The organism is Pseudomonas sp. NPDC088890 (assembly GCF_044900155.1).
GTDB classification, from domain to species: domain Bacteria; phylum Pseudomonadota; class Gammaproteobacteria; order Pseudomonadales; family Pseudomonadaceae; genus Aquipseudomonas; species Aquipseudomonas urmiensis.
The window spans coordinates 782387-808468 of the sequence record NZ_JBJDNG010000001.1; the positions used below are offsets into that span (position 1 = coordinate 782387).

Here is a 26082-nt window from a genome sequence, read left to right on the forward strand (position 1 = left end):
CAGCTCGCGCGCGTCAGTCGCGCAGCAGGCTAAGGCTGTGCAGCGGGCCTGCCAGGTAGTCGTCGAGGCAGCGTGGCACCAGTTCGCTGCGCCAGCGCGAGGGCTCGGCCAGCAGTTGCTCGCGGGTCATCCATACGGCGCGGACGATATCGCTGTCCAGGGCAAGCGCTGGGTGATGGCGCACGGGGCGCGCGGCAAAGCAGATGCGCTGGTAGGTCACGCCGTTACTGGGGGCGGTATACAGGTAGATGCCGACCACGCCAGTTAGTTTGACGTCCCAGGCGGTTTCTTCCAGCGTCTCGCGCAGGGCAGCCTGGGCCAGGGTTTCGTTGGCTTCCAGATGGCCAGCGGGCTGGTTGAAGACGTGCTGGCCGGCTTTGAATTCTTCGACGAAGAGGAATTTGCCCTGGTCTTCGACGATGGTGGCGACGGTGATGTGCGGTTGCCAGGTCATGTGCATCTCCAGTCCCTGTAGGTTCTTAGAAAGCACAAACCCCGGTGCGTGGCCGGGGTTTATGTTGTTACTTCAAGCGAGCCTTACAGGGCGGCAATGGCACTGTTCAGGGTCTGGCTTGGACGCATTACCTTGGCGGTCAGCTCGGCATCCGGGGCGTAGTAGCCACCGATGTCGGCTGGTTTGCCCTGAACGGCGTTGAGCTCGGCGACGATGGTCGCTTCGTTCTCGGCCAGGGTCTTGGCCAGCGGGGCGAAGCGCGCTTGCAGTGCGGCGTCGTCCGACTGCGCAGCCAGCGCTTGTGCCCAGTACAGGGTCAGGTAGAAGTGGCTGCCGCGGTTGTCGATACCGCCAACTTTGCGCGATGGCGACTTGTTGGTGTCGAGGAACTTGCCGGTAGCCTGGTCCAGGGTGTTGGCCAGGACTTTGGCGCGCGGGTTATCGTAGGTGTTGCCCAGGTGCTCCAGGGAGGCGGCCAGGGCCAGGAATTCACCCAGCGAATCCCAACGCAGGAAGTTCTCTTCGACCAGCTGCTGGACGTGTTTCGGAGCCGAACCACCGGCGCCGGTCTCGAACAGGCCACCGCCGTTCATCAGCGGGACGATCGACAGCATCTTGGCGCTGGTGCCCAGCTCCATGATCGGGAACAGGTCGGTCAGGTAGTCACGCAATACGTTGCCGGTCACCGAGATGGTGTCTTTGCCTTCGCGGATGCGTGCCAGGGAGAACTTGATCGCCTCGACGGGTGCCAGGATACGGATGTCCAGGCCGGTGGTGTCGTGGTCTTTCAGGTACTTCTGGACCTTCTCGATCATCACGCCGTCGTGGGCGCGAGCTGGGTCGAGCCAGAACACGGCTGGGGTGTTGCTCAGGCGGGCACGGTTAACGGCCAGCTTGACCCAGTCTTGGATCGGCGCGTCCTTGGTCTGGCACATACGGAAGATGTCGCCAGCTTCGACGTTCTGCTCCAGGACGACCTTGCCCTTGCCATCGACGACGCGTACGACACCGTCGGCCTTGACCTGGAAGGTCTTGTCGTGGGAACCGTATTCTTCGGCTTTCTGCGCCATCAGGCCAACGTTCGGTACGCTGCCCATGGTGGTTGGGTCGAAGGCGCCGTTGACTTTGCAGTCTTCGATGGCGGCCTGATAGATGCCTGCGTAGCAGCGGTCAGGGATGATCGCCTTGGCATCTTGCAATTCGCCGGCGGTGTTCCACATCTTGCCCGAGTCACGGATCATCGCTGGCATCGAGGCGTCGACGATGACGTCGCTTGGCACATGCAGGTTGGTGATGCCTTTGTCGGAGTTGACCATGGCCAGGGCCGGACGAACGGCGTACAGGGCCTGGATGTCTGCTTCGATCTGGGCCTGCTGCTCAGCTGGCAGGTCCTTGATGCGGGCGTACAGGTCGCCAATGCCGTTGTTGGCGTTGAAGCCGACGTCGGCCAGGGCCGAGGCATGCTTGGCCAGTACTTCGCCGTAAAACTCTTCGACGATGACGCCGAACATGATTGGGTCGGAGACTTTCATCATGGTGGCTTTGAGGTGTACCGACAGCAGTACGCCGGAAGCTTTGGCATCGGCGATCTGCTCGGCGATGAAGGCTTTCAGGGCTTTGCGGCTCATGGTCGCGCAGTCGATGACTTCAGCGGCCTTGACGGCGGTTTTTTCCTTCAGAACGGTGATTGCACCGCTCTTGTCGACCAGCTCGATGCGCAGGCTGTCGTCAGCCTCGATCAGGGCGGCCTTTTCGCTGCCGTAGAAGTCGCCGTTGTTCATGTGCGCGACGTGCGACTTGGAATCGGCAGCCCAGGCGCCCATTTTGTGCGGGTGCTTGCGTGCGTAGTTCTTGACCGACAGCGGTGCGCGGCGGTCGGAGTTGCCTTCGCGCAGTACCGGGTTAACGGCGCTGCCCTTGATGCGGTCGTAGCGTGCGCGGGATTCTTTCTCTTCGGCGCTGGCTGGCTCGTCGGCGTAGTCAGGGATGTTGTAGCCCTTGCCTTGCAGCTCTTTGATCGCCGCTTTCAGTTGCGGGACCGAGGCCGAGATGTTCGGCAGCTTGATGATGTTGGCTTCAGGGGTGGTAGCCAGCTGGCCCAGTTCCGCCAGATGATCGCCTACCTGCTTGTCTGCGCCGAGTTGCTCCGGGAATGCCGCAAGGATGCGGCCAGCCAGGGAGATGTCGCGAGTTTCGACGGCAATGTCAGCCGAAGCGGTGAAGGCTTCGACGATCGGCAGCAGCGAATAGGTGGCGAGGGCGGGGGCTTCGTCGGTGAAGGTATAGATGATCTTGGAACGGGTGGGCATGCGGGTTAACTCTCTATGTGCTGAGCGTACTCGAGTCTCGAGGTGCGCAGGGTAGGCGCTTCGCTCAGGCGACGCCATGAGCGGAAAGTCGAGAGGCTGCGAGCGGTGATGGTGGATGCATCAGTCGAGCGTCAAGTGCTGGGCTGCGGTAACAACCCAGGCTTTTGGCCATTCTTGGCCGAGGGCGAGCCGCATTTTCCAAGGGTTCGCCCCGATGACCCTGCGGTCAGGGCCGGAGTATATCAAACCCTTTGGGCTAATCAGCAAGGCTAAGTGGTATCAACGCATTTATAAGACCAAAGACGTAGGAGCAATGTGGCGTGTTGCCGCAGGTTCGGCGACCAGCTTGCAGGTCAGCAGATGTGGTTTAGGCTCAGTGGATCGCACGATGTCCAATCACACCCGAAAGCGGAGTAGTGCAAGCATGGCTTACCAGAAAATCAAGGTTCCGGCCGACGGCGCCAAGATCACCGTCAATGCAGACCATTCGCTCAACGTTCCCGACAACCCCATCATTCCTTATATCGAGGGCGATGGGATTGGCGTCGATGTCTCGCCAGTCATGATCAAGGTGGTGGATGCCGCAGTAGAAAAAGCCTACGGCGGCAAGCGCAAGATTGCCTGGATGGAAGTCTATGCCGGCGAGAAGGCTACCCAGGTCTACGACCAGGACACCTGGCTGCCGCAGGAAACCCTCGATGCGGTGAAAGACTACGTAGTCTCGATCAAAGGCCCGCTGACCACCCCGGTCGGTGGCGGTATTCGCTCACTCAACGTGGCCCTGCGCCAGCAGCTGGACCTATATGTCTGCCTGCGTCCGGTGGTGTGGTTCGAGGGTGTGCCAAGCCCGGTGAAGAAGCCTGGCGATGTCGATATGGTGATCTTCCGCGAGAACTCCGAGGACATTTATGCCGGGATCGAATGGAAGGCCGGCTCGCCTGAGGCGAACAAGGTGATCAAGTTCCTCAAGGAGGAAATGGGCGTCACCAAGATCCGTTTCGACCAGGATTGCGGTATCGGCGTCAAACCGGTGTCCAAGGAGGGCACCAAGCGCCTGGTGCGCAAGGCCCTGCAATACGTGGTCGACAATGACCGCGAGTCGCTGACTTTGGTGCACAAGGGCAACATCATGAAATTCACCGAGGGCGCCTTCAAGGATTGGGGCTACGAAGTGGCCAAGGAAGAGTTTGGCGCCGAGCTGCTCGATGGCGGGCCGTGGATGAAGTTCAAGAACCCCAAGACGGGCAGGGAGGTGGTGGTCAAGGATGCGATCGCCGACGCCATGCTCCAGCAGATCCTGCTGCGCCCAGCGGAATATGACGTGATCGCCACCCTCAACCTCAATGGCGATTATCTGTCCGACGCCCTGGCGGCAGAGGTCGGCGGGATTGGCATTGCCCCAGGCGCCAACCTCTCGGATACCGTGGCGATGTTCGAGGCCACCCACGGCACCGCGCCCAAGTACGCTGGGCAAGACAAGGTCAACCCAGGCTCGGTGATTCTTTCGGCAGAAATGATGCTGCGGCACATGGGCTGGACCGAAGCGGCCGACCTGATCATCAAGGGCACCAACGGTGCAATTGCAGCCAAGACCGTGACCTATGACTTCGAGCGTCTGATGGACGGTGCGACCTTGGTCGGCAGTTCGGGCTTCGGCGAGGCGTTGATCAAGCACATGTAAGACATGCAAAAAACCGGTCGCCTGGTTAAACAGGCGACCGGTTTTTTCGTTTTACCGGCAGAACGCAGGGTACTCCAGGCTCAGGCAGTCACGGTGGTTGCCGGTGGCGCGGCAGGCGCTTCGGCCTTGGCGCCGACACCGCTGATATTGACGGCGTGCAAGCCTTTGGGGCCTTGGATGATCTCGAAATTCACCGGTTGGCCAGCCTTGAGGGTCTTGTAACCGTCCATCTGAATCGCTGAGTAATGGGCGAATAGATCCTCGGTTTTGCCGTCCTCATTGATGAATCCGTAGCCCTTGGCATTGTTGAACCACTTGACTTTACCGCTTGCCATCCCTATGTCCCTCTGCAAAGGACTCCATCACTGGAGTATCATCCACGTCATCCGCATACGAACCTTGCGAAAAAATCTGGTTGACTGCGCGGATCTTTATCGACCACGGTGGGTTCTTATTGGTTGTAACACCGTTTTGCCGATAGTCAAGGTCATGCGGCGCCCGCGCCAGCGGCGGCCTGTGCGGTCAACCCACAACCTTAACCTGTCGATGTGATGAAATTCTTTCCATGCATGCACACAGTCAGATTCGACTAACATTCAATCAGGATCGTCCTCAAACCAACGAGGACGATGGCTCCGGTCTGGCAGTGCAAGAAGCCAAGCCGATCCTGCAGGCGCCACCGATGTACAAGGTGGTTTTATTCAACGATGACTACACGCCGATGGATTTCGTCGTCGAAGTGCTCGAAACGTTCTTTAGTCTGAACCGCGAGCTGGCGACCAAGATCATGCTGACCGTCCATACCGAGGGACGGGCAGTGTGCGGATTGTTTACCCGCGACATCGCCGAAACGAAGGCCATGCAGGTCAACCAATACGCCAGGGAAAGCCAGCATCCGCTACTCTGTGAAATCGAGAAGGACGGTTAATCGCCGACCACTTGGGTATGAGGTGAAGCTATGTTAAACCGCGAGCTCGAAGTCACCCTCAATCTGGCCTTCAAGGAGGCCCGTTCGAAGCGTCATGAGTTCATGACCGTCGAGCACTTGCTGTTGGCACTCCTTGACAATGAGGCGGCCGCAACCGTTCTACGCGCCTGTGGCGCTAATCTCGACAAGCTCAAGCACGACCTGCAGGAGTTCATCGATTCCACTACGCCACTGATCCCGGTGCACGACGAGGACCGCGAAACCCAGCCGACCCTGGGCTTCCAGCGCGTGCTGCAACGCGCCGTGTTCCACGTGCAAAGTTCGGGCAAGCGCGAAGTCACCGGCGCCAATGTGCTGGTCGCGATCTTCAGCGAACAGGAAAGCCAGGCGGTGTTCCTGCTCAAGCAGCAGAGCGTGGCCCGCATCGACGTGGTCAACTACATCGCCCATGGCATCTCCAAGGTGCCAGGCCATGGGCCTAATACCGACAGCGACCAGGACATGCAGGACGAAGAGGGCGGCGAAACGTCGTCTTCGAGCAACCCCCTGGATGCCTACGCCAGTAACCTCAACGAGCTCGCTCGTCAGGGGCGGATCGATCCGCTGGTGGGGCGTGAGCAGGAGGTCGAGCGCGTCGCGCAGATCCTTGCTCGTCGGCGCAAGAACAACCCGCTGCTGGTCGGTGAGGCGGGGGTCGGCAAGACCGCCATCGCCGAAGGCCTGGCTAAACGCATCGTCGACGGCCAGGTGCCTGACCTGCTGGCGCAGAGCGTGGTCTACTCGCTCGATCTGGGCGCGCTGCTGGCCGGGACCAAGTACCGCGGCGACTTCGAGAAGCGCTTCAAGGCGCTGCTCGGGGAGCTGCGCAAACGTCCGCAGGCGATCCTGTTCATCGACGAGATTCACACCATCATCGGTGCCGGTGCGGCCTCCGGTGGGGTGATGGATGCGTCCAACCTGCTCAAGCCCTTGTTGTCGTCGGGTGATATCCGCTGCATCGGCTCGACCACTTTCCAGGAATTTCGCGGCATCTTCGAGAAGGACCGGGCCTTGGCGCGGCGCTTCCAGAAGGTTGATGTCTCCGAGCCATCGGTGGAAGACACCGTGGGTATTCTGCGCGGCCTGAAAGGGCGCTTCGAGACCCACCACCACATCGAGTACAGCGACGAGGCCCTGCGCGCCGCTGCCGAGCTGGCTGCCCGCTACATCAATGACCGGCACATGCCGGACAAGGCCATCGACGTGATCGACGAGGCGGGCGCCTACCAGCGTCTGCAGCCGGAAGAAAACCGCGTCAAGCGTATCGAAGTGGCCCAGGTCGAGGACATTGTCGCCAAGATCGCGCGGATTCCGCCTAAGCACGTCACCAGCTCCGACAAGGAACTGCTGCGTAACCTGGAGCGCGACCTGAAGCTGACCGTGTTTGGTCAGGACCAGGCGATCGATTCGCTGGCTACCGCGATCAAGTTGTCGCGGGCCGGGCTCAAGGCGCCAGACAAGCCGGTCGGTTCGTTCCTGTTCGCCGGTCCTACTGGGGTCGGCAAGACCGAGGCTGCACGGCAGTTGGCCAAGGCGTTGGGCGTTGAGTTGGTGCGCTTTGACATGTCTGAGTACATGGAGCGCCATACCGTATCGCGTCTGATCGGTGCGCCTCCCGGTTATGTTGGTTTCGACCAGGGCGGCTTGCTCACCGAAGCGATCACCAAGCAACCGCACTGCGTATTGTTGCTCGATGAAATCGAGAAGGCCCACCCGGAAGTCTTCAATCTGCTGCTGCAGGTGATGGACCACGGTACCCTGACCGACAACAACGGGCGCAAGGCGGACTTCCGCAACGTGATCCTGATCATGACCACCAACGCCGGCGCTGAAACCGCCGCGCGGGCCTCGATCGGCTTCACCCATCAGGACCATGCGTCCGATGCGATGGAAGTCATCCGCAAGAGCTTCACGCCGGAATTCCGCAACCGCCTGGATACCATCATCCAGTTCGGTCGCCTGAGCCACGAGACGATCAAGAGCATCGTCGACAAGTTCCTCATCGAACTGCAGGCCCAGTTGGAAGACAAGCGTGTGCTGCTTGAGGTCAGTGATGATGCGCGAGGCTGGCTGGCAGCCAGTGGCTATGACGTGCAGATGGGCGCGCGACCAATGGCGCGGCTTATCCAGGACAAGATCAAACGGCCGTTGGCCGAGGAGATCCTGTTCGGTGAGCTGTCCGAGCACGGTGGCGTGGTGCACGTCGAGCTGCGTGACGGCGAGCTGGTGTTCGACTTCGAGACTACGGCTGAAGTGGCCTAGATCTGGAAGCCGACGTGGGAGCGGGCTTGCCCAGCGATGGCGGCAGTAAGGGCAAATGGGTTGTCTGAGCTGGCGCTATCGCGGGCAAGCCTGCTTCTACATGGCGGTGCCTGATGTTTCGCATGAGTCACAAAAAAGCCCGGCACATTGGCCGGGCTTTTTTTGTGGCTGGAGCTTAACGGGCGCGGTAGGTGATGCGGCCCTTGCTCAGGTCGTAAGGCGTCAGCTCGACGCGGACCTTGTCGCCAGTGAGAATACGGATGTAGTTCTTGCGCATCTTGCCAGAGATATGCGCGGTTACGACGTGCCCATTTTCCAACTCCACGCGGAACATGGTGTTGGGCAGGGTGTCGACGACAGTGCCTTCCATTTCGAAGCTGTCTTCTTTCGACATGCAGTAAAGCCCTCGGTGTCCAGTGTAGGCCCGACGCGTGACTGCACCGGGCAAAAAAAGTGGCGTGGATTATGCCCGAAAATAGTGTTTCAAGCCAATGCTTTCAATTGAGGCTGACCCAACGCTGGTTGATCAGCAGTTCGATGGGGCGGTACTGGGTCTTGTAGTTCATTTTCTTGCAGTTCTTGATCCAGTAGCCCAGGTACACCGCCTCAAGGTTTTGCCGCAGCGCTTCGGTGATTTGCCAGAGAATGGCAAAACGGCCCAGGCTGCGGCGCTCTTCGTCGGGTTCGTAGAAGGTGTATACCGCCGATAGCCCGTTGGGCAGCAGGTCGCAGACTGCTATCGCGAGCAGGCGGCCTTCGAGGCGAAACTCGTAGAACCAGCAGAATGGCAGATCGCGCACCAGAAAGGTGGAAAACTGATCGCGGCTGGGTGGATACATATCGCCATCGCTGTGGCGCTGCTCGATGTAGCGCCGGTAGAGGTCGAAATACTCTTCTTTGAATGCCGGGCGCGCGGCCGTCACGGTCAAGTCGGCATTGCGCTTGAGAATGCGCCGTTGCTGGCGGTTGGGAATGAAGCGCGCAGCCGGAATGCGCGCCGGCACGCAGGCATTGCAGTTCTGGCAGTGCGGGCGATAGAGATGATCGCCACTGCGACGAAAGCCCATTTCCGAAAGGTCGGCATACACGTTGACGTCCATCGGCTGGCTAGGGTCGAGGAACAAGGTGGTGGCCTGTTCGTCCGGCAGGTAGCTGCAGGAGTGGGGCTGAGTGGCATAAAACTTCAACCGCGCCAACTCTGTCATGATCAACCCCTCGGGCAATGCTTTGCCTTAAGTGTAAGCCAGCTGTGGAAACTCGCCTAGCGAACCCAAGTGGCCTGGTTGGGTTGATCGAGGTGGCGCGCCAGATACTCGGCGAAGCTGTCGCGGCTGATGGAGCGAGCGCCCAGGCTGTGCAGGTGGTTGGTCGGCATCTGGCAGTCGATCAGCACGAACCCTGCGCTGCGCAGGTGTTCGACCAGGGTCACGAAGCCGACTTTGGAGGCGTTGTCGGCGCGGCTGAACATCGATTCGCCGAAGAACAGCCGGCCCATCGCCAGGCCATACAGGCCGCCGACCAGCTCGCCGTCCTGACGCACTTCCACCGAATGGGCGATGCCGCGCCGGTGCAGCTCGCAATAAGCGGCGCGCATGCTGTCGGTGATCCAGGTGCCGTCGGCGTAGTCGCGGGGCGCGGCGCAGGCGGCGATCACGGCCTCGAAGTCGCTATCGAAGCTGACCTGATAACGCTCTTGGCGAATCAGCTTGGCCAGCGAGCGCGACACGTGCAGCTCGTCGGGGAACAGCACGGTACGTGGGTCGGGCGACCACCAGAGGATCGGCTGGCCATCCTGGTACCAGGGGAAGCAGCCATGGCGATACGCGCGGACCAGCCGTTCAGGGGTCAGGTCACCGCCTGCAGCGAGCAGGCCGTTGGGCTCATGCAGGGCCTTTGCCAAAGGCGGGAAGGTCAGCGAGTCGCGGGTCAGCCAGGTCAGCATGGTCTTCAAGTGCGGTGGGGGAGGGGAGGGCGACCAGCATGGCGCGCTTGGAAATCGAGGTCAATCATGGGTGTCTGCTGGCTGGGTAGGCATGTTTGCGGGTAAACCCGCTCCTACAAGATTTGTCGTCGACTCTAGGCCCGAAGAAGCAACTGCTGATGGGCTAATGGCTGATTTCCTACACATTTATCCGCTGACTGGCACCAACCTGGCGCTTTGTTGTCACACCTGTGCAAAAACACAGCATAAGCCTTTGTCACAAAAGAAAATGCATGCTCAAATTGCACGCATGGAAAATTGCCCTGTTCACGCCCTTACGGCGTGCCGCCATGGCGGCTAGTGGGCAGTAATGTTAAAAGTAGTGGTTTGCAGACCGATCACCGGGTCGATCACTACTGGACGCGCAGCAAGCGCAGGAATAGACGCGTTTTGAAGAAATCCACCGCAACTCCGCCCCCTCTGCCCGTGCCCCTCTGGCGGCAGCAGCTGCACTACCGCCTCAAGGAAGGTGCGCTGATTGCCGTCGGTGCCCTGTGCCTGTACCTCTGGATGGCGCTGCTGACCTACGACACGGCCGATCCTGGCTTCAGCCACACCAGCAATGTCGAGCAGGTGCAAAACGCCGCCGGCCGGGCCGGTGCGTATTTCGCCGACATCCTGTTCATGGTGCTCGGCTACTTTGCCTACATCTTCCCGTTGTTGCTGGCGATCAAGACCTGGCAGATCTTCCGTGAGCGCCACCAGCCCTGGCAGTGGAGCGGCTGGCTGTTCTCCTGGCGGCTGATTGGCCTGGTGTTCCTGGTGCTGTCGGGCGCGGCCTTGGCGCATATTCATTTCCACCCTTCGGCGAGCCTGCCGTTCTCGGCCGGTGGCGCCTTGGGCGAGAGCCTCGGCGATCTGGCGCGCAACCTGCTCAACGTGCAGGGCAGCACGCTGATGTTCATTGCCCTGTTCCTGTTCGGCTTGACCGTGTTCACCGACTTGTCCTGGTTCAAGGTGATGGACCTGACCGGCAAGATCACCCTCGATCTGTTCGAGCTGGTGCAGGGCGCGGCCAACCGCTGGTGGGAAGCGCGCAACGAGCGCAAACGCCTGGTCGCCCAACTGCGTGAAGTCGACGAGCAGGTCGACGAAGTGGTCGCCCCGGTAGTTGCGGACAAACGCGAGCAGCTCAAGGCCCGCGAGCGCATCATCGAGCGCGACGAGGCGTTGACCAAGCATGTCGCCCAGCGCGAGCAGCAGCCGGCGCCGGTGATCATGCCAGCCCCGGTCAAGGCACCGGAGCCGAGCAAGCGGGTGATGAAGGAAAAACAGACGCCGTTGTTCGTCGACAGCGCCGTCGAAGGCACCCTGCCATCGATCTCCATCCTCGATCCGGCCGAAGAGAAGAAGATCGAATACTCGCCAGAGTCGTTGGCTGGTGTCGGTCACCTGCTGGAAATCAAGCTCAAGGAGTTTGGCGTTGAGGTATCGGTCGACTCGATCCACCCAGGTCCGGTGATTACCCGTTACGAGATTCAGCCGGCCGCTGGCGTTAAAGTCAGCCGCATCGCCAACCTGGCCAAGGACCTGGCGCGTTCGCTGGCAGTGACCAGCGTGCGGGTGGTCGAGGTGATTCCGGGCAAGACCACCGTGGGCATCGAGATCCCCAACGAGAACCGCCAGATGGTGCGCTTCTCCGAAGTGCTGTCGTCGTCGCAGTATGACGAGGCCAAGTCGCCGGTAGCCCTGGCCCTGGGCCACGACATCGGCGGCAAGCCGGTCATCACTGACCTGGCGAAGATGCCGCACCTGTTGGTGGCCGGTACCACCGGTTCCGGTAAGTCGGTCGGGGTCAACGCGATGATCCTGTCGATCCTGTTCAAGTCCGGCCCGGAAGACGCGCGGCTGATCATGATCGACCCGAAAATGCTCGAGCTGTCGATCTACGAAGGCATTCCGCACCTGCTCTGCCCAGTGGTCACCGACATGAAGGACGCTGCCAACGCCCTGCGCTGGAGCGTGGCCGAGATGGAGCGGCGCTACAAGCTGATGGCGGCCATGGGCGTGCGTAACCTGGCCGGCTTCAACCGCAAGATCAAGGACGCCCAGGAGGCCGGCGAGGTCATCCACGACCCGCTGTACCGCCGTGAAAGCATGGACGACGAGCCGCCTGCGCTGAAAACCCTGCCGACCATCGTCGTGGTGGTCGACGAATTCGCCGACATGATGATGATCGTTGGCAAGAAGGTCGAAGAGCTGATCGCGCGTATCGCCCAGAAGGCGCGGGCTGCTGGTATCCACTTGATCCTCGCTACCCAGCGTCCGTCGGTGGATGTGATCACCGGCCTGATCAAGGCCAACATCCCGACGCGGATGGCGTTCCAGGTATCGAGCAAGATCGACTCGCGGACCATCATCGACCAGGGCGGCGCCGAGCAGTTGCTGGGCCACGGTGACATGCTCTACATGCCGCCAGGCACCAGCCTGCCGATCCGCGTGCATGGCGCGTTCGTCTCCGACGACGAGGTGCACCGGGTGGTCGAAGCGTGGAAACTGCGCGGCGCTCCTGACTACAACGACGACATTCTCAACGGCGTCGAAGAAGCCGGCAGCGGCTTCGACGGTGGCAGCGGCGGGGGCGACGGCGACGATGCCGAAACCGATGCGCTGTATGACGAAGCCGTGCAGTTCGTGCTGGAAAGCCGCCGCGCCTCGATCTCGGCGGTCCAGCGCAAGCTCAAGATCGGCTACAACCGCGCTGCGCGGATGATCGAGTCGATGGAGATGGCCGGCGTGGTCACGCCGATGAACAGCAACGGCTCGCGGGAAGTGATTGCCCCAGGCGGCCCGCGCGACTGATGATCACCTTGCCGGGCGCCAACGGTGGTGCCCGGCTTCTTCAATGCTCAATGAGGATTAACATGCGCGCGATTCGCATGCTGTTGGTTTCTGCCATGACCCTGGGTTGCGCATCGGCTTACGCCGCTGAGCAGGACGTGCAACGCCTGACCCAGTTGCTGGAAAAGTCGCAGACCATCGAGGCCAATTTCTCCCAGCTGACCCTGGATGCCGGCGGCACCAGCCTGCAGGAAACCACTGGCAAGATGACCGTCAAGCGTCCAGGCCTGTTCTACTGGCACACCGATGCTCCGGCGGAGCAGGTGGTGGTGTCCGATGGCAAGAACGTCACCCTGTGGGACCCGGACCTGGAACAGGCGACCGTCAAGAAGCTCGACGTGCGCTTGAACCAGACCCCAGCGCTGCTGCTCTCAGGCGATGTTTCGAAGATCAGCCAGAGCTTCGATATCACCTCCAAGGAGCAGGGCGAAGTCATGGACTTCACCTTGAAGCCCAAGACCAAGGACACCCTGTTCGACTCGCTGCGCGTGTCGTTCCGTAGAGGCTTGATCAACGATATGCAACTGATCGACAGCGTCGGCCAGCGCACCAATATCCTGTTCAATGGGGTCAAGGCCAACCAGGCGGTCCCGGCGGACAAGTTCCAGTTCAAGATCCCGGCTGGCGCGGACGTCATCCAGGAATAACCAGAGAGCGTCATGGACCTGTTTCGAAGCGAACCCGTCGCCCAGCCCCTGGCCGCTCGTCTGCGTCCGTCCAACCTGGACGAGTACGTCGGCCAGGAGCACCTGCTGGCCCGCGGCAAGCCGCTGCGTGAGGCGCTGGAGCAGGGGGCGCTGCACTCGATGATCTTCTGGGGGCCGCCTGGGGTGGGCAAGACCACCCTGGCGCGGCTGCTGGCGCAGTTCTGTGACGCCCACTTCGAGACCGTCTCGGCGGTGCTGGCTGGGGTCAAGGAGATTCGCCAGGCGGTCGAGGTGGCCAAGCAGCAGGCCGCCCAGTACGGCCGGCGGACCATTTTGTTCGTCGATGAGGTGCACCGCTTCAACAAGTCCCAGCAGGATGCGTTCCTGCCGTTCGTCGAAGATGGCACGCTGATCTTCATTGGCGCCACCACCGAGAACCCGTCGTTCGAACTGAACAATGCGTTGCTTTCGCGGGCGCGGGTGTATGTGCTCAAGAGCCTCGATGAACAAGCGCTGCGCAAGCTGGTAGACCGCGCCTTGAGCGAAGAGCGTGGGCTGGGCAAACGCCAGCTGACGGTGGGCGATGAGGCCTTCAAGATGCTTATGGCCGCCGCCGATGGCGATGGCCGGCGCATGCTCAACTTCCTCGAGAACGCCTCTGACCTGGCCGAAGACGGGGGCGAGATCGGCGTCGAGTTGTTGCAAAGCTTGCTCGGTGACAGCCGGCGGCGTTTCGACAAAGGTGGCGAGGCGTTCTACGACCAGATTTCGGCGCTGCACAAGTCGGTCCGCGGCTCCAACCCCGACGGCGCGCTGTATTGGTTCGCGCGCATGCTCGACGGCGGCTGCGATCCGCTGTACATCGCCCGCCGCGTGGTGCGCATGGCCAGCGAAGACATCGGCAACGCCGACCCGCGCGCGCTGAGCCTGTGCCTGGCTGCGTGGGATGTGCAAGAGCGCCTGGGCAGCCCCGAGGGCGAATTGGCAGTGGCCCAGGCCATCACCTACATTGCCTGTGCGCCGAAGAGCAACGCAGTCTACGTCGGCTTCAAGACTGCCCTGCGCGAGGCGGCCGAGCACGGTTCGCTGGAAGTGCCGCTGCACCTGCGCAACGCCCCGACCAAGCTGATGAAGCAGCTGGGCTATGGCGAAGAATACCGTTACGCCCACGATGAGCCGGACGCCTACGCCGCAGGCGAAGACTATTTCCCCGAAGCCCTTGAACCGCGCGCCTATTATCAGCCGGTGCCACGTGGCCTGGAGTTGAAAATCGGCGAGAAACTGCGCCACCTGGCCGAGCTCGACCGCCTTAGCCCCCGTCAGCGGAGAAAACCATGATCGCCCTGATTGCCGCCGTCAGCGCGGGCGGCGTGGCCGGTACGCTGCTGCGCTTTGCCACCAGCAACTGGGTCAGCGCCAACTGGCCACGGCACTTCTATCTCGGTACGCTGGCGGTCAACCTGATGGGCTGCCTGCTGATCGGCCTGCTCTACGGCCTGTTTCTGCACAAGCCGCTGGTGCCGGTCGAGCTGCGTGCCGGGCTGATCGTCGGCTTTCTCGGCGGCCTGACGACCTTTTCTTCTTTTTCGCTGGATACCGTGCGCCTGTTGGAAAACGGGCAGATACCGCTCGCCCTGGGCTATACCGGTATTAGCGTGTTTGGCGGGCTGCTCGCGACCTGGGCCGGCCTGTCTTTAACCAAATTCTGAACCACACACATAACGAGAGAACGATATGCTCGATGCCAAACTGTTACGCGGCCAACTTCAGGAAGTGGCGGACCGCCTTGCCTCCCGTGGCTTCAGCCTGGATGTCGCGCGCATCGAATCACTGGAAGAACGCCGCAAGGCCGTGCAGACCCGCACCGAGCAGCTGCAAGCCGAGCGTAACGCCCGTTCCAAGTCCATCGGCCAGGCCAAGGCCAAGGGAGAAGACATCGCCCCGCTGATGGCAGACGTTGAGCGCATGGCCAACGAGCTGACCGAGGGCAAGAGCGAGCTGGACGCCATCCAGGCCGAGCTGGACGGCATCCTGCTGACCATCCCCAACCTGCCGGACACCACCGTGCCGGTCGGTGCCAGCGAAGACGACAACGTCGAAGTGCGCCGTTGGGGCACGCCGAAGGCGTTCGATTTCGAGATCAAGGACCACGTTGCCCTGGGCGAGATCAGCGGCGGCCTGGACTTCGAAGCGGCGGCCAAGCTCTCGGGTGCGCGCTTTGCCGTGCTGCGCGGTCCGATCGCGCGCCTGCACCGCGCCCTGGCGCAGTTCATGATCAACCTGCACACCGGTGAACACGGTTACCAGGAACACTACACCCCGTATTTGGTCCAGGCCCCGGCCCTGCAAGGTACCGGCCAGCTGCCCAAGTTCGAGGAAGACCTGTTCAAGATCAGCCGCGAAGGCGAAGCCGATTTCTATCTGATCCCGACCGCCGAAGTGTCGCTGACCAACCTGGTGGCTGGCGAGATCATCGACGCCAAGCAGCTGCCGCTCAAGCTGGTTGCCCACACCCCTTGCTTCCGTAGCGAAGCCGGCGCTTCGGGCCGTGATACCCGCGGCATGATCCGCCAGCATCAGTTCGACAAGGTCGAGATGGTGCAGATCGTCGAGCCGTCCAAGTCCATGCAAGCCCTGGAAGGCCTGACCGCCAACGCCGAGCGGGTCCTGCAGTTGCTGGAACTGCCATACCGCGTGTTGGCCCTGTGCACCGGCGACATGGGCTTCAGCGCTGTGAAAACCTACGATCTGGAAGTGTGGGTGCCGAGCCAGGACAAGTACCGTGAGATCAGCTCCTGCTCCAACTGCGGCGACTTCCAGGCGCGCCGGATGCAAGCGCGCTGGCGTAACCCGGAAACCGGCAAGCCGGAGCTGGTGCACACCTTGAATGGCTCGGGCCTGGCAGTCGGCCGGACGCTGGTGGCGGTGCTGGAGAACTACCAGCAGGCCGACGGTTCGATCCGCGTACCGGAGGTGCTCAAGCCGTACATGGGTGGCGTCGAGGTCATCGGCTAAATGGATTACCTGCCGCTGTTCCACAAGCTGCAGGGCGGCCGCGTGCTGGTCGTCGGCGGTGGCGAGATTGCCTTGCGCAAAGCGCGCCTGCTGGCCGATGCCGGCGCCGCGTTGCGGGTGGTCGCCCCTGAAGTCGACGGTGAGCTTGCCGCCTTGGCCCGCGAGGGTGGCGGTGACGTCCGTGTGCGTGGCTATCAGGTCGCCGACCTGGACGGTTGCCGGCTGGTGATCGCCGCCACCGACGACCCTGCGCTCAATGCTCAGGTTTCGGCTGAGGCCCAGGCCCGCAGCCTGCCTGTCAATGTGGTGGATGCACCGGCCTTGTGTACGGTGATCTTCCCCGCAATCGTCGACCGATCGCCCCTGGTGGTGGCAGTGTCCAGCGGCGGCGATGCGCCGGTGCTGGCACGCTTGATCCGGGCCAAGCTGGAAGCCTGGATTCCTTCGGCGTATGGCGAGTTGGCCGGTTTGGCCGCGCGTTTTCGGCACAAGGTCAAGTCGCTGTACCCGGACGTCAATCAGCGTCGCGGCTTCTGGGAGACGGTATTTCAGGGGCCGATTGCCGAGCGCCAATTGGCCGGGCAGGGCGCCGAAGCTGAGCGCCTGTTGCAGGCGATGGTCGATGGCGCGCCGGTGCAGCAGGGCGGTGAGGTGTATCTGGTCGGCGCCGGCCCGGGTGATCCGGACCTGCTGACCTTTCGCGCCTTGCGCCTGATGCAGCAGGCGGACGTGGTGTTGTACGACCGTTTGGTGGCACCGGCGATCATCGAGATGTGCCGGCGTGACGCCGAGCGCATCTATGTCGGCAAGCGCCGCGCCGATCATGCTGTGCCGCAGGAAAAGATCAACCAGCTGCTGGTCGACCTGGCCAAGCAGGGCAAGCGTGTCTTGCGCTTGAAAGGCGGTGATCCATTCATCTTCGGCCGCGGTGGCGAAGAGATCGAAGAGCTGGCCGAGCAGGGCATCCCGTTCCAGGTGGTGCCGGGGATTACCGCGGCCAGTGGATGCTCTGCCTATGGCGGAATTCCACTGACTCACCGCGACTATGCCCAGTCGGTGCGCTTCGTCACCGGGCACCTGAAGGATGGCACCAGCAACCTGCCGTGGGATGACCTGGTGGCGCCGGCGCAGACCCTGGTGTTCTACATGGGCTTGGTTGGCCTGCCGACCATTTGCGCCGAACTGATCCGCCATGGCCGCGCTGCCAGCACCCCCGCGGCGCTGATCCAGCAGGGCACCACGCGCAATCAGCGGGTGTTCACCGGCACCCTGGCAGATTTGTCGGAGCGGGTGGCGCGTCACGAAGTGCATGCGCCGACCCTGGTGATTGTTGGCGAAGTGGTGCAGTTGCGCGAGAAGCTAGCGTGGTTTGAAGGCTCGCAGCAGGTCTGAAACATCGTGGGAGCGGGCTTGCCCCGCGATAGCTTCAGAACCAGCGACATCGTTGCCTGATCTGGCGCTATCGCGGGGCAAGCCCGCTCCCACGTGATGTTATGGGGTCAGAATAGCGGCAGCGAGTAGCTCACCATCAGCCGGTTCTGGTCCTGATTCCACTCGCTGGGCACGCCACTGCGCAGCATCCCATTGCGCCAGCTGAACGCCAGCCCCTTGAATGTCCCGCCTTGCACCACGTAATCCAGGGCAATGTCCCGTTCCCACTCTTTCTCATCGCCGCCTGCGGCCATGCGGATGTTGGTCCCCTTCAAATACGTCACCGAAGCCACCAGCCCCGGTACGCCGAGCGCGGCGAAGTTGTAGCCATACTGGCCAAACGTGGTGCGCTCACCGGCACGGGTGAAGCTGGTTACCAGGCGGTCGGTGAACAGGTAGATGCTCGACCCTGCCGCCCCCTCACCGGTATTGCCCTGGTTGAGCTGGACGAAGTTGCCACTGTCGGAAACCCGTTGATGGCCAAGCAACACTGAGTGCCCACCCAGGGCATAGGTGAACATGGCGCTCCAGGTATCGTTGTCGATTTTGCCCGGGGTATCGGCCAGCCCGCTCACCTGATAGCCATCGGCACGGCCGGCCGCTGAGTCGTTGCGGCCATCGGCATCGGTCTTGAAGTAACGCAGGTCGGTGGTCAGCGATTGGTTGTCCGCCAGTGCCCATACATGTACCAGGCCGCCAAAGTGCTGCACGTAGTAGTCTTCCAGCTGGGCGGCGTAGTACTGCAGCTTGAGCGCCTTGGTCAGCTGGTAATCGGCGCCGGCAAAAAGGAATTGGTTGCTCTGCTGGGTGCCACCGGCCACCGCCAGCCCGGAGCGATTGGTCGAGCCGCGCCCAGTGGTGTGCTCAAGGCGTCCGCCCGTCAACGTCAGGCCATCGAGCTCTTGCGAGGTGATCATCCCGCCTTCGAAGGTCTGTGGTAATACCCGGCCATCGTTGGCCACCAGGATCGGCAGCTTCGGCTGCAAGGTGCCATAGCGCGCCTCAGTCTTGGAGAAACGCAGCTTGCCGGTCACCCCCTGCCGGCTCCATTCGTCCACAGCGCCGCCATCGCTATCGTCCGGAATCATCGAGCTGCCGCGATGATTACCCGCGCCGCCATCCAGGCGTACCCCCAGCAGGCCCAGTGCATCGACACCAAAGCCGACGGTCCCGTCGGTGAAGCCAGACTTGTAGTCGAGCAGAAAACCTTGCGCCCATTCGGCGGTTTTGCTCTGCCCGGCTGCGCCTGGGCGGTCACGGAAATCGTTGTTGAAGTAGTAGTTGCGCAACGTCAGCGTGGCCTTGCTGTCGCCGATGAAGTCCGCCTGGGCGGCGGGAACCAGCAGGGCGCTGGTGGCGGTCAGCAGGGAAAGGTGCATGAAGGGCTTTCTTGTCATTGTTGTTTTCCTGATGCAGGGAGGCGCCCAAAACACAGGCGCAAGTGGGCCGGGCGCGGTCACACCCGGGTGAAACTGGGGGCTTGGTCTGGCTCAATCAGGCAGCCATTCCTGCAAGGTCAGCTCGATGGTGATGAACGACAGGTTGCGGCCACGTTGCAGCCTGCCGGCGAAGATATTGCCGTCGGCGTCGGCCACCACCGCTTGCAGGCGGCTTTCGCCCAGGGCGATCTCACCGCTGAGGCTGAGAATCTCCACTCCAGGCCCCGGCACGTGGATGTCCTGCATGCCACTGCGGCCCAGGTAGTGCAGCTCGGCGTCGATCAGGCTGCCCAGCCCGCCGCGCACTACCGCCAGGCTGATGCCGTGGCTGGCACAGAGCGCCTCGGCGCTGTCGATGATGTCTTCGTTGGGCTTGAGCCGGGCCACTACCAAGCGGCCCAGGCGGCCGCTTTGTACCTGGGATTCAGTCTGGGTTGCTGCAAGGTTCATGACGCCTCCTGGAACACCGGATGGAGCAGGTTGAAGTGGGTTTCAGCGTCGGGCTGGACCTGATAGGCGACCTGATCGAACAGGCACAAGCGCAGCACCAGCGGTTCGCTGCCGACAATCAGCCGGTCGAGCACCAGGTGGCCGCCATGCTGCTGGCCATCGCGGTCGAGAAAGCCCGCGTGGCAGTGCAGCAGCGGTGCTCCAGCGGCGTCGCGACCGACCGTCAGTGCGCCGCTGACGAAGGTGATGTAGCCATCGAGGACCACCGCTTGGCCATAGTCGTAGGGCCGCTGTTGGTCTTGGGTGGTGACCATGCGGTGATAGCTCAGGTGCGCCGCACCGCCACACAGGATGCGCCCGACCGCGCTGCCATAGCGACGGCCCGCAAGCACCTTGAGCAGGCCTTCAGCGACATTGCAGGCCAGCGGCAGGACCACGCGCAACTCCTCGCTGGCGGGTACTTCGCAGTCCAGCAGGCGCGGCTGTTGTGGCTCGCCGCCATGAATGAACACGCGCACGCCGGCGCGCTGCTCGAAATGCGGGGTCATAGGGCAGGCTCCTCGCTGGCTTCGAGCAGGGCGCGGATCTGTTTCTTGACGATCTTGCCGTAGCCCGACTTGGGCATTTGCGACCAGCGGACAAAGCGCTTGGGCCATTTGTAGCGGGCCAGGCGCGGCTGCAAATGAGCCAGCAGCTGCTCGTCGCTGACCTCGGCTGTGACCACGATCACCGCACAGCCACATTCACCCCATTTCTCGTCAGGTAGCCCGAGCACAGCAACTTCGTTGACCGCCGGATGGGTGAGCAGGGCCTCTTCGATCTCCCGTGGATAGACGTTGGAGCCGCCGGAGATGTACATGTCCGAAGCACGGCCGGTGATGAACAGGTAGCCTTGTTCGTCGAGGTGGCCGAGGTCGCCGGTGTGGAACCAGCCAAAACGAAAGCACGCCGCGTTGGCCTCGGGGTTGTTGTAGTAGCCAGCAAACACCGCCGGGCCGCGCACGCAGATTTCGCCATCGCTGCCGGTGGGCAGTTGATTGCCATGCTCATCGAGGATCGCCACCTGCATGCCGGTGCGCGGGTAGCCGCATGAGCCGACTTTGGCCTGCGGTCCGTCCTCGGCGTCGTGGCAGTCGGCAGGCAGCACGGTGATGTTGCCGGTGACCTCGCCCAAGCCGTAGTACTGCACCAGCACCTTGCCCAGGGTGCGCAGGGCGTGGCATTGATCGGCACGGTACATCGGTGCGCCGGCATAGATCACATAGCGCAGGCTGCTGTGGTCGTAGCGCTCGACGGCCGGGTCTTCGGTGAGCATCTTGACGATGGTCGGCACGGTGAACAGGTTATCTATCCGGTGCTCCTGGACCAGGCGCCAGGCCTCGTCACAGTCCAGCCGGTCACTGGCGGGCAGCACGCAAGCGGCGCCGCGGGCGACGTTGATCAGCGCGTGGATGCCAGCGCCGTGCGACAGCGGTGCGAGCACCAGCGAGCGCGATTGCGTGTTCAGCCCAGGCATCAGGTCGGCCAGATGGTTGTTGATCACGAAGGCCATTTGCCCGTGGGTCAGCACCCCGGCCTTGGGGTGGCCGGTGGTGCCGGAGGTATAGAAGAACCACAGCGGATCGTGATAACTCACTTCCGCTGCGCGGAAATCCGCTTGCAGCGCAGCGCCCTCATCGAGCAACGCGTCATAGCTCAGCTCGCCTGTACGTGGCGCGCCGATGGCGATGACCTGTTGCAGGGCAGGGGAGGCAGCGCGTACGGCGTCGACGTAATGCGCCATGCCTTCGTCGTAGAGCATCGCCACCGCGCCACTTGAGCTGCCCAGGTAGGCCGCCTCAGGCGGGGTGATGCGCACGTTGGTGGGCACCCAGACCATGCCTAGGCGAAACGCCACCCAGGCGCTCTCGAACAACTGCAGGTTGTTGCGCGAATGCACCAGCAGGCGATCACCCTTGCCCAGCCCGCGCGCGCGCAATGCCCCGGCAACGCTGTCGACCCGGGTCAGCAACTGGCGCCAGCTGTAGCTTTGCCCTGCGCGGATGAAGCCAGGCGCGTCGGGCAAGCGGCGGGCGATCTGGGCAAGCAATTCGCCCAGGTTCATCACATTGTCGATACCGGTGATCATTGCACGGCCTCCAGGATGCTCACGTAATTGGTGACCGCCGCGCCGCCCATGTTGAACACCCCGGCGCGGTCAGCCCGAGGCAGTTGCATGTCGCCGGCCTGCCCCGTCAGCTGCATGGCGGCCATCACGTGCATCGACACGCCACTGGCGCCGATCGGATGGCCCTTGGACTTGAGCCCGCCCGAGGGGTTGATCGGCAGGCGGCCGTCCTTGCGGCTGATGCCTTCGGCGATGACCCGCGCGCCCTGGCCGCGTTCGGCCAGGCCCATGGCCTCGTATTCGAGCAGTTCGGCGATGGTGAAACAGTCGTGGGTTTCCACCAGCGACAGGTCCGCCAGCGTCAGCTCGGCGAGGGCCAGGGCCTGCTGCCAGGCCCGCGCTGCACCTTCGAAAACCGTCGGGTCGCGCCGCGACAGCGGCAGGTAGTCATTGACCTGGACCGCTGCGCGAAAGCGCACGGCGTGTTGCTGGCCGTTCAGCGCGTCGACCCGGCTGATCACCAGCGCGGCCGCGCCATCGGTGATCAGCGAGCAGTCACTGCGCTTGAGCGGGCCGGCGACAAATGGGTTTTTCTCCGAGGGGGTGCGGCAGAAGTCGAAGCCGACATCGCGGCGCATGTGCGCGAAGGGGTTGAGCGCGCCGTTGGCGTGGTTCTTGGCTGCGATCATGGCCAGCGCATCGGACTGGTCGCCATAGCGCTGGAAGTAGGCCTGGGCGATGTTGCCGAACACGCCGGCAAAGCCATTTTCGATCTGCGCTTCCTCGCGGGCATAACAGCACTTGAGCAGGATCTTGCCGACCTCGGCGGTGGGTAGGCCGTTCATCTTTTCAAAGCCCACCACCAGCGCATGCCGGGATTGCCCGCTGAGCACCGACTGCAACGCCGAATGGATCGCCGCGGAGCCTGTCGAACAGGCGTTTTCCACCCGCACCGAAGGGGTGAAGCGCAGCGCCGGCAGGTGGTTGGCCAGCAGTGCGGAAGGGAAGTCTTGGTAGATCAGGCCGGCATTGAAATGGCCGACATGCACCGAGTCGATCTGCTCGGCATCCAGGCGGGCATGGCTGAGGGCGCCGATGGCGGCGTCGGCCATCATCTGCTCGGGGTCGATATCGGGAAACTTGCCGAAGGCGGAGTGGTACCAGCCGCTGATAACAGGCGAATCCATGAGGTGCGTCCTCGCTTGATGGAGAGTGCGAGGTCGATAGCAAGGGTGGTGCCAAGGTCTTTTCGAGGCGTCTGCGCTGAGGCTTTGGCGCGTGTCCAGGGTGTCCATTGGTAGCGTTTAGCCGCCTACAGGTGTCGCCTTGGCCGCGCAGGCGACAGTTCAAGGAGACACCTGTTACACCCAAGCGCCGCGGATGCCAGCTCGATCACACTATCTCTGCCCGCCGGGTGAAATTTTATTTGCTAGCTAAAACATAGGCTTGAATAGCTTCAGCGGTCTTTGCACGGCGCTGCGCGGAGGTGCTGGCGAGCAGTGGCACCCGTATTGCTAACAACACCTGCATCGTCGCTGCAATTCGATCAATAAGAACAAATAGGTCAGGAGAGCTTCATGAGCGATTTCACCCGCCGTTCCTTCATCAAGACGGCCTCACTGGCATCGGCCGCTGTCGCTGCCGCCGGGATGGGCCTGTACAGCGGCAATAGCCGCGCCGCCGACTTCAAGCTGAAGTTTGCCAACAACCTGCCCATCAGCCACCCGATGAACATCCGTGCCCGGGAAATGGCCAAGGCGATCAAGGAGGAAACCAACGGCGCGCTGAGCGTGCAGGTGTTCCCCAGCAGCCAGCTGGGCAGCGATACCGACACCCTGGCCCAGGTGCGCTCTGGCGCGGTCGACCTGTTCTCGCTGTCACCGGTGATCCTCGGCACCCTGGTGCCGTCGGTGCAGATCAGCGCGGTGGGTTTTGCCTTCAAGGACTACCAGCAAGTCTGGAGCGCGATGGACGGCGCCCTTGGCGAGCACGTGCGCGGTGAGATCGCCAAGACCGGTACGCTGTTCGCCTATGAGCGGATGTGGGACAACGGTTTTCGCGTCACCACCACCAGCACCAGGCCGGTGGCCAGCCCCGATGACCTGCGCGGGATGAAGCTACGGGTGCCACCGAGCCCGATCATCATGTCGATTTTCCGCGCCCTGGATGCAGCGCCGACCAGCATCAACTTCGCCGAAGTCTATTCGGCGCTGCAGACGCGCATCGTCGAGGGCCAGGAGAACCCGCTGACCCTGGTGTCCTCGGCCAAGCTCTATGAAGTGCAGAAGTACTGCTCGCTGACCAACCATGTCTGGGACGGTTTCTGGATGCTCGGCAACAGCGCCTCCATCGGTCGGCTGCCGCCTGAGCTGCAAGCGGTGCTGCGCAAGCACATCGAGGCGGCGGTGCTGGCCCAGCGCGATGACCTGGCCAAACTGGAAGGCACTACCCGCGACACCCTCAAAGGCAAGGGCCTGGAGCTGGTCGACTCGCCCGCCGAGCCGTTCCGCGCCAAGTTGCGCAGCGCCAATTACTACGCCGACTGGCACGAGAAGTTCGGCGACGAGGCCTGGGCCATTCTTGAGCAGTTCTCCGGGAAACTGGCCTGATGAGCGCGCCAGCGGTCACGGCCTCCAACGTTTCGCAGCGCCTGCCGGCCCGGGTGCTGATCTGCCTGAACACCTGGACCATGCGCGTGGTCGGGGTCATCGCCGTCACCTTGATGGTGATCGAGACCCTGGTGCTGCTGGCGGGGGTGATCGCCCGCTATGTGCTGCACAGCCCGTTGATCTGGTCCGACGAGCTGGCGTCGTCGCTGTTCATCTGGCTGTCGATGTTCGGCGCGGTGCTGGCGCTGGACCGTGGCGAACACATGCGCATGTCGGCGGTGGTGAACAAGTTGCCGGCTGCCTGGCGCGGCTTCAGTGAAACCTTGTCGGCGCTGATTGTCTGCCTGTTCGTGGCGATGATCATTTCTCCGGCGATGCAGCATTCGCATGAGCAGATGTGGATTACCACGCCCGCCTTGGGCATCCCTGACGGGGTGCGCGCGGCAGCACTGCCGGTGGGCGCGGTACTGATGCTGTTGGCGGCGGTAGCGCGCATGGCACGCTATTCGACAGTGCGCCAGTTCATGGCCGGGCTTGCGGTGGTGGCGGTGGTGGGGGCGGCGTTGTGGCTGGCCCAGCCATTGCTGGCGGCGATGGGTAACTACAACCTGGTGGTGTTCTTCCTGGTGCTGCTGGGGGCGTGCGTGTTTGGCGGTATCCCGATTGCCTTCGCCTTCGGTACGGCGACCATGGCCTACCTGGCCCTGGCCACCCATGCGCCGCTGTCGATCGTGGTCGGGCGCATGGACGAGGGCATGTCGCACATGGTGCTGCTGGCGGTGCCGCTGTTCGTCCTGCTGGGGGTGGTGCTGCAACTGTCGGGCATGGCCCGCACGCTGATCGACTTCATGGCCTCGCTGCTCGGCCATGTGCGCGGGGGCCTTCAGTACGTGCTGTTGGGGGCGATGTTCCTGGTGTCGGGGATTTCCGGCTCCAAGGTCGCCGACATGGCTGCGGTGGCACCGGCCTTGTTCCCCGAGATGAAGCGGCGCGGCTCCAAGCCAGAGGAGCTGGCAGCGCTGCTGTCGGCTACCGGGGCGATGACCGAGACCATTCCGCCAAGCCTGGTGCTGATCACCATTGGCGCGGTGTGCAGCGTATCGATCACCGCGCTGTTCATTGGCGGCTTGATGCCGGCGGTGGTCGCGACAATCGCTATCGCGGTGGTCTGCTGGTGGCGGTCGCGCAAGGAAGACGGACCGAAGATCGAGCGCGCACCGCTGTCGCGGGTGGCCAAGACCTTCCTCATTGCCTTGCCCGCATTGGCGCTGCCGCTGCTGATCCGCGTGGCGGTGCTCGAAGGCGCCGCGACCGCCACTGAGGTGTCGACCATCGGCGTGGCCTACGTGGTGTTGGTCGGCCTTGCCATGCACCTGTTCATGCGCCACATCGAGTTCGCCCGGCTGTACCCGATGCTGCTGGAAGCGGCGGCGCTATCGGGGGCGATTTTGCTGATCATCGGCATGGCCTCGGCCATGGCTTGGGCACTCACCCAGTCCGGGTTCTCTGCCTCGCTGGTCGAGCTGATCGAGGAAATCCCTGGTGGCACCTTTGGCTTCATGTTCGTCACCATATTGGTGTTCCTGATTCTGGGCAGCGTGCTCGAGGGCATCCCGGCGATCGTGCTGTTTGGCCCGTTGATGTTCCCGTTGGCGGAAATGCTCGGTATCCATCCGGTGCATTACGCCATGGTGGTGATCCTGGCGATGGGCGTGGGCCTGTTCGCACCGCCTCTGGGGGTCGGCTTCTATGCCGCCTGCGCAATCAGCAAGACCTCGTCCGATCACGTTATACGCAGGGTTTGGGGTTACCTGGGGGCCTTGCTGGTGGCCCTGGTGGTGGTGGCCTGCTTCCCGTGGATTTCCATTGGTTTCCTTTAAGAGAGGGCT

22 protein-coding genes are annotated in these 26082 nt (G+C 62.6%); 11 read left to right on the top strand and 11 right to left on the bottom strand.

Going from position 1 to position 26082, the window contains the following annotated elements:
- Nucleotides 1–13: 13 nt before the first annotated feature.
- The gene (locus tag ACI2JX_RS03515; RefSeq protein WP_404689388.1) at nucleotides 14–454 is read right to left on the bottom strand and encodes an NUDIX hydrolase; all 441 of its coding nucleotides are present in this window, start codon (nucleotides 452–454) and stop codon (nucleotides 14–16) included.
- An 83-nt stretch (nucleotides 455–537) separates the two neighbouring features.
- Nucleotides 538–2763, bottom strand: a complete 2226-nt coding sequence (locus ACI2JX_RS03520; RefSeq protein ID WP_264233178.1) for an NADP-dependent isocitrate dehydrogenase — start codon at nucleotides 2761–2763, stop codon at nucleotides 538–540.
- Nucleotides 2764–3187: 424 nt separating this feature from the next.
- On the opposite strand from ACI2JX_RS03520, the gene icd reads away from it, so the two are divergent.
- Nucleotides 3188–4444 (top strand): NADP-dependent isocitrate dehydrogenase, encoded by a 1257-nt coding sequence (gene icd, locus ACI2JX_RS03525; protein ID WP_186557196.1) that lies wholly within the window; start codon nucleotides 3188–3190, stop codon nucleotides 4442–4444.
- A gap of 80 nt (nucleotides 4445–4524) precedes the next feature.
- On the opposite strand, the gene cspD is transcribed toward icd, so the two are convergent.
- Nucleotides 4525–4779, bottom strand: a complete 255-nt coding sequence (gene cspD, locus ACI2JX_RS03530) for a cold shock domain-containing protein CspD (protein WP_404689389.1) — start codon at nucleotides 4777–4779, stop codon at nucleotides 4525–4527.
- A gap of 230 nt (nucleotides 4780–5009) precedes the next feature.
- Between cspD and clpS the strand changes: the two genes are divergently transcribed.
- Together clpS and clpA are read left to right on the top strand one after the other, a co-directional pair.
- Entirely contained in the window at nucleotides 5010–5372 is a 363-nt protein-coding gene (gene clpS / locus ACI2JX_RS03535; RefSeq protein ID WP_119140441.1) for an ATP-dependent Clp protease adapter ClpS, read from the top strand.
- Nucleotides 5373–5402: 30 nt separating this feature from the next.
- On the top strand, nucleotides 5403–7673 hold the full coding sequence (gene clpA, locus ACI2JX_RS03540) for an ATP-dependent Clp protease ATP-binding subunit ClpA (RefSeq protein WP_186557194.1): 2271 nt from the start codon (nucleotides 5403–5405) through the stop codon (nucleotides 7671–7673).
- A 175-nt stretch (nucleotides 7674–7848) separates the two neighbouring features.
- Here the strand turns inward: clpA and infA are convergent, their stop codons facing one another.
- The 3 genes from infA to aat all read right to left on the bottom strand — a co-directional run bounded on the left by infA (nucleotide 7849) and on the right by aat (nucleotide 9615).
- Nucleotides 7849–8067 (bottom strand): translation initiation factor IF-1, encoded by a 219-nt coding sequence (gene infA, locus ACI2JX_RS03545; protein ID WP_002553999.1) that lies wholly within the window; start codon nucleotides 8065–8067, stop codon nucleotides 7849–7851.
- Nucleotides 8068–8170: 103 nt separating this feature from the next.
- The gene (locus ACI2JX_RS03550; RefSeq protein WP_264233180.1) at nucleotides 8171–8878 is read right to left on the bottom strand and encodes an arginyltransferase; all 708 of its coding nucleotides are present in this window, start codon (nucleotides 8876–8878) and stop codon (nucleotides 8171–8173) included.
- Nucleotides 8879–8934: 56 nt separating this feature from the next.
- Nucleotides 8935–9615: a leucyl/phenylalanyl-tRNA--protein transferase gene (gene aat / locus ACI2JX_RS03555; RefSeq protein ID WP_186557192.1), complete on the bottom strand. Its 681-nt coding sequence runs from the start codon at nucleotides 9613–9615 to the stop codon at nucleotides 8935–8937.
- Between the two features lie 429 nt (nucleotides 9616–10044).
- On the opposite strand from aat, the gene ftsK reads away from it, so the two are divergent.
- The 6 genes from ftsK (at nucleotide 10045) to cysG (ending at nucleotide 17549) form a co-directional block, all read left to right on the top strand.
- Nucleotides 10045–12456 carry a DNA translocase FtsK gene (gene ftsK / locus ACI2JX_RS03560; RefSeq protein ID WP_186557191.1) on the top strand — a complete coding sequence of 804 codons (2412 nt, stop codon included), beginning with the start codon at nucleotides 10045–10047 and terminating at the stop codon, nucleotides 12454–12456.
- A gap of 62 nt (nucleotides 12457–12518) precedes the next feature.
- Nucleotides 12519–13142 (top strand): outer membrane lipoprotein chaperone LolA, encoded by a 624-nt coding sequence (gene lolA / locus ACI2JX_RS03565; RefSeq protein ID WP_186557190.1) that lies wholly within the window; start codon nucleotides 12519–12521, stop codon nucleotides 13140–13142.
- 12 nt (nucleotides 13143–13154) lie between these two features.
- Nucleotides 13155–14480: a replication-associated recombination protein A gene (locus ACI2JX_RS03570; protein WP_264233182.1), complete on the top strand. Its 1326-nt coding sequence runs from the start codon at nucleotides 13155–13157 to the stop codon at nucleotides 14478–14480.
- Nucleotides 14477–14851 carry a fluoride efflux transporter CrcB gene (gene crcB, locus ACI2JX_RS03575; protein ID WP_404689390.1) on the top strand — a complete coding sequence of 125 codons (375 nt, stop codon included), beginning with the start codon at nucleotides 14477–14479 and terminating at the stop codon, nucleotides 14849–14851. The genes ACI2JX_RS03570 and crcB overlap by 4 nt, the downstream gene beginning before the upstream one ends.
- Before the next feature lie 25 nt (nucleotides 14852–14876).
- Complete coding sequence (gene serS / locus ACI2JX_RS03580; protein ID WP_368971648.1) at nucleotides 14877–16157, top strand: serine--tRNA ligase; 1281 nt, start codon at nucleotides 14877–14879, stop codon at nucleotides 16155–16157.
- Complete coding sequence (gene cysG / locus ACI2JX_RS03585; protein WP_404689391.1) at nucleotides 16158–17549, top strand: siroheme synthase CysG; 1392 nt, start codon at nucleotides 16158–16160, stop codon at nucleotides 17547–17549. It abuts the gene before it with no gap.
- A 107-nt stretch (nucleotides 17550–17656) separates the two neighbouring features.
- On the opposite strand, the gene ACI2JX_RS03590 is transcribed toward cysG, so the two are convergent.
- The 5 genes from ACI2JX_RS03590 to ACI2JX_RS03610 all read right to left on the bottom strand — a co-directional run bounded on the left by ACI2JX_RS03590 (nucleotide 17657) and on the right by ACI2JX_RS03610 (nucleotide 22771).
- Nucleotides 17657–18967: an OprD family porin gene (locus ACI2JX_RS03590; RefSeq protein WP_404689392.1), complete on the bottom strand. Its 1311-nt coding sequence runs from the start codon at nucleotides 18965–18967 to the stop codon at nucleotides 17657–17659.
- A 111-nt stretch (nucleotides 18968–19078) separates the two neighbouring features.
- The gene (locus ACI2JX_RS03595) at nucleotides 19079–19477 is read right to left on the bottom strand and encodes a PPC domain-containing DNA-binding protein (RefSeq protein WP_368971650.1); all 399 of its coding nucleotides are present in this window, start codon (nucleotides 19475–19477) and stop codon (nucleotides 19079–19081) included.
- Nucleotides 19474–20025, bottom strand: coding sequence for a hypothetical protein (locus ACI2JX_RS03600; protein ID WP_368971651.1), 552 nt, complete (start codon nucleotides 20023–20025; stop codon nucleotides 19474–19476). Before ACI2JX_RS03600 ends, ACI2JX_RS03595 begins: the two co-directional genes overlap by 4 nt.
- Complete coding sequence (locus tag ACI2JX_RS03605; RefSeq protein ID WP_404689393.1) at nucleotides 20022–21605, bottom strand: acyl-CoA synthetase; 1584 nt, start codon at nucleotides 21603–21605, stop codon at nucleotides 20022–20024. Before ACI2JX_RS03605 ends, ACI2JX_RS03600 begins: the two co-directional genes overlap by 4 nt.
- Nucleotides 21602–22771, bottom strand: a complete 1170-nt coding sequence (locus tag ACI2JX_RS03610; RefSeq protein WP_404689394.1) for an acetyl-CoA acetyltransferase — start codon at nucleotides 22769–22771, stop codon at nucleotides 21602–21604. The genes ACI2JX_RS03605 and ACI2JX_RS03610 overlap by 4 nt, the downstream gene beginning before the upstream one ends.
- Nucleotides 22772–23161: 390 nt before the next feature.
- Here ACI2JX_RS03610 and ACI2JX_RS03615 point away from each other — a divergent pair, with 390 nt between their 5' ends.
- Both ACI2JX_RS03615 and ACI2JX_RS03620 read left to right on the top strand, forming a co-directional pair.
- The gene (locus tag ACI2JX_RS03615) at nucleotides 23162–24193 is read left to right on the top strand and encodes a TRAP transporter substrate-binding protein (protein WP_186557752.1); all 1032 of its coding nucleotides are present in this window, start codon (nucleotides 23162–23164) and stop codon (nucleotides 24191–24193) included.
- The gene (locus ACI2JX_RS03620) at nucleotides 24193–26073 is read left to right on the top strand and encodes a TRAP transporter large permease subunit (RefSeq protein WP_202885273.1); all 1881 of its coding nucleotides are present in this window, start codon (nucleotides 24193–24195) and stop codon (nucleotides 26071–26073) included. The genes ACI2JX_RS03615 and ACI2JX_RS03620 overlap by 1 nt, the downstream gene beginning before the upstream one ends.
- The last annotated feature ends 9 nt before the right edge of the window (nucleotides 26074–26082 follow it).

Coding starts and splice junctions, on each gene's coding strand:
- ACI2JX_RS03520 (WP_264233178.1), bottom strand. CDS start 2,763: ATGCCCACCCGTTCCAAGATCATCTATACCTTCACCGACGAAGCCCCC.
- cspD (WP_404689389.1), bottom strand. CDS start 4,779: ATGGCAAGCGGTAAAGTCAAGTGGTTCAACAATGCCAAGGGCTACGGA.
- cysG (WP_404689391.1), top strand. CDS start 16,158: ATGGATTACCTGCCGCTGTTCCACAAGCTGCAGGGCGGCCGCGTGCTG.
- clpA (WP_186557194.1), top strand. CDS start 5,403: ATGTTAAACCGCGAGCTCGAAGTCACCCTCAATCTGGCCTTCAAGGAG.
- aat (WP_186557192.1), bottom strand. CDS start 9,615: ATGCTGACCTGGCTGACCCGCGACTCGCTGACCTTCCCGCCTTTGGCA.
- ACI2JX_RS03515 (WP_404689388.1), bottom strand. CDS start 454: ATGACCTGGCAACCGCACATCACCGTCGCCACCATCGTCGAAGACCAG.
- ACI2JX_RS03570 (WP_264233182.1), top strand. CDS start 13,155: ATGGACCTGTTTCGAAGCGAACCCGTCGCCCAGCCCCTGGCCGCTCGT.
- lolA (WP_186557190.1), top strand. CDS start 12,519: ATGCGCGCGATTCGCATGCTGTTGGTTTCTGCCATGACCCTGGGTTGC.
- clpS (WP_119140441.1), top strand. CDS start 5,010: ATGCATGCACACAGTCAGATTCGACTAACATTCAATCAGGATCGTCCT.
- ACI2JX_RS03550 (WP_264233180.1), bottom strand. CDS start 8,878: ATGACAGAGTTGGCGCGGTTGAAGTTTTATGCCACTCAGCCCCACTCC.
- serS (WP_368971648.1), top strand. CDS start 14,877: ATGCTCGATGCCAAACTGTTACGCGGCCAACTTCAGGAAGTGGCGGAC.
- ACI2JX_RS03595 (WP_368971650.1), bottom strand. CDS start 19,477: ATGAACCTTGCAGCAACCCAGACTGAATCCCAGGTACAAAGCGGCCGC.
- ACI2JX_RS03590 (WP_404689392.1), bottom strand. CDS start 18,967: ATGCACCTTTCCCTGCTGACCGCCACCAGCGCCCTGCTGGTTCCCGCC.
- ACI2JX_RS03610 (WP_404689394.1), bottom strand. CDS start 22,771: ATGGATTCGCCTGTTATCAGCGGCTGGTACCACTCCGCCTTCGGCAAG.
- crcB (WP_404689390.1), top strand. CDS start 14,477: ATGATCGCCCTGATTGCCGCCGTCAGCGCGGGCGGCGTGGCCGGTACG.
- ACI2JX_RS03600 (WP_368971651.1), bottom strand. CDS start 20,025: ATGACCCCGCATTTCGAGCAGCGCGCCGGCGTGCGCGTGTTCATTCAT.
- ACI2JX_RS03605 (WP_404689393.1), bottom strand. CDS start 21,605: ATGATCACCGGTATCGACAATGTGATGAACCTGGGCGAATTGCTTGCC.
- icd (WP_186557196.1), top strand. CDS start 3,188: ATGGCTTACCAGAAAATCAAGGTTCCGGCCGACGGCGCCAAGATCACC.
- infA (WP_002553999.1), bottom strand. CDS start 8,067: ATGTCGAAAGAAGACAGCTTCGAAATGGAAGGCACTGTCGTCGACACC.
- ACI2JX_RS03620 (WP_202885273.1), top strand. CDS start 24,193: ATGAGCGCGCCAGCGGTCACGGCCTCCAACGTTTCGCAGCGCCTGCCG.
- ACI2JX_RS03615 (WP_186557752.1), top strand. CDS start 23,162: ATGAGCGATTTCACCCGCCGTTCCTTCATCAAGACGGCCTCACTGGCA.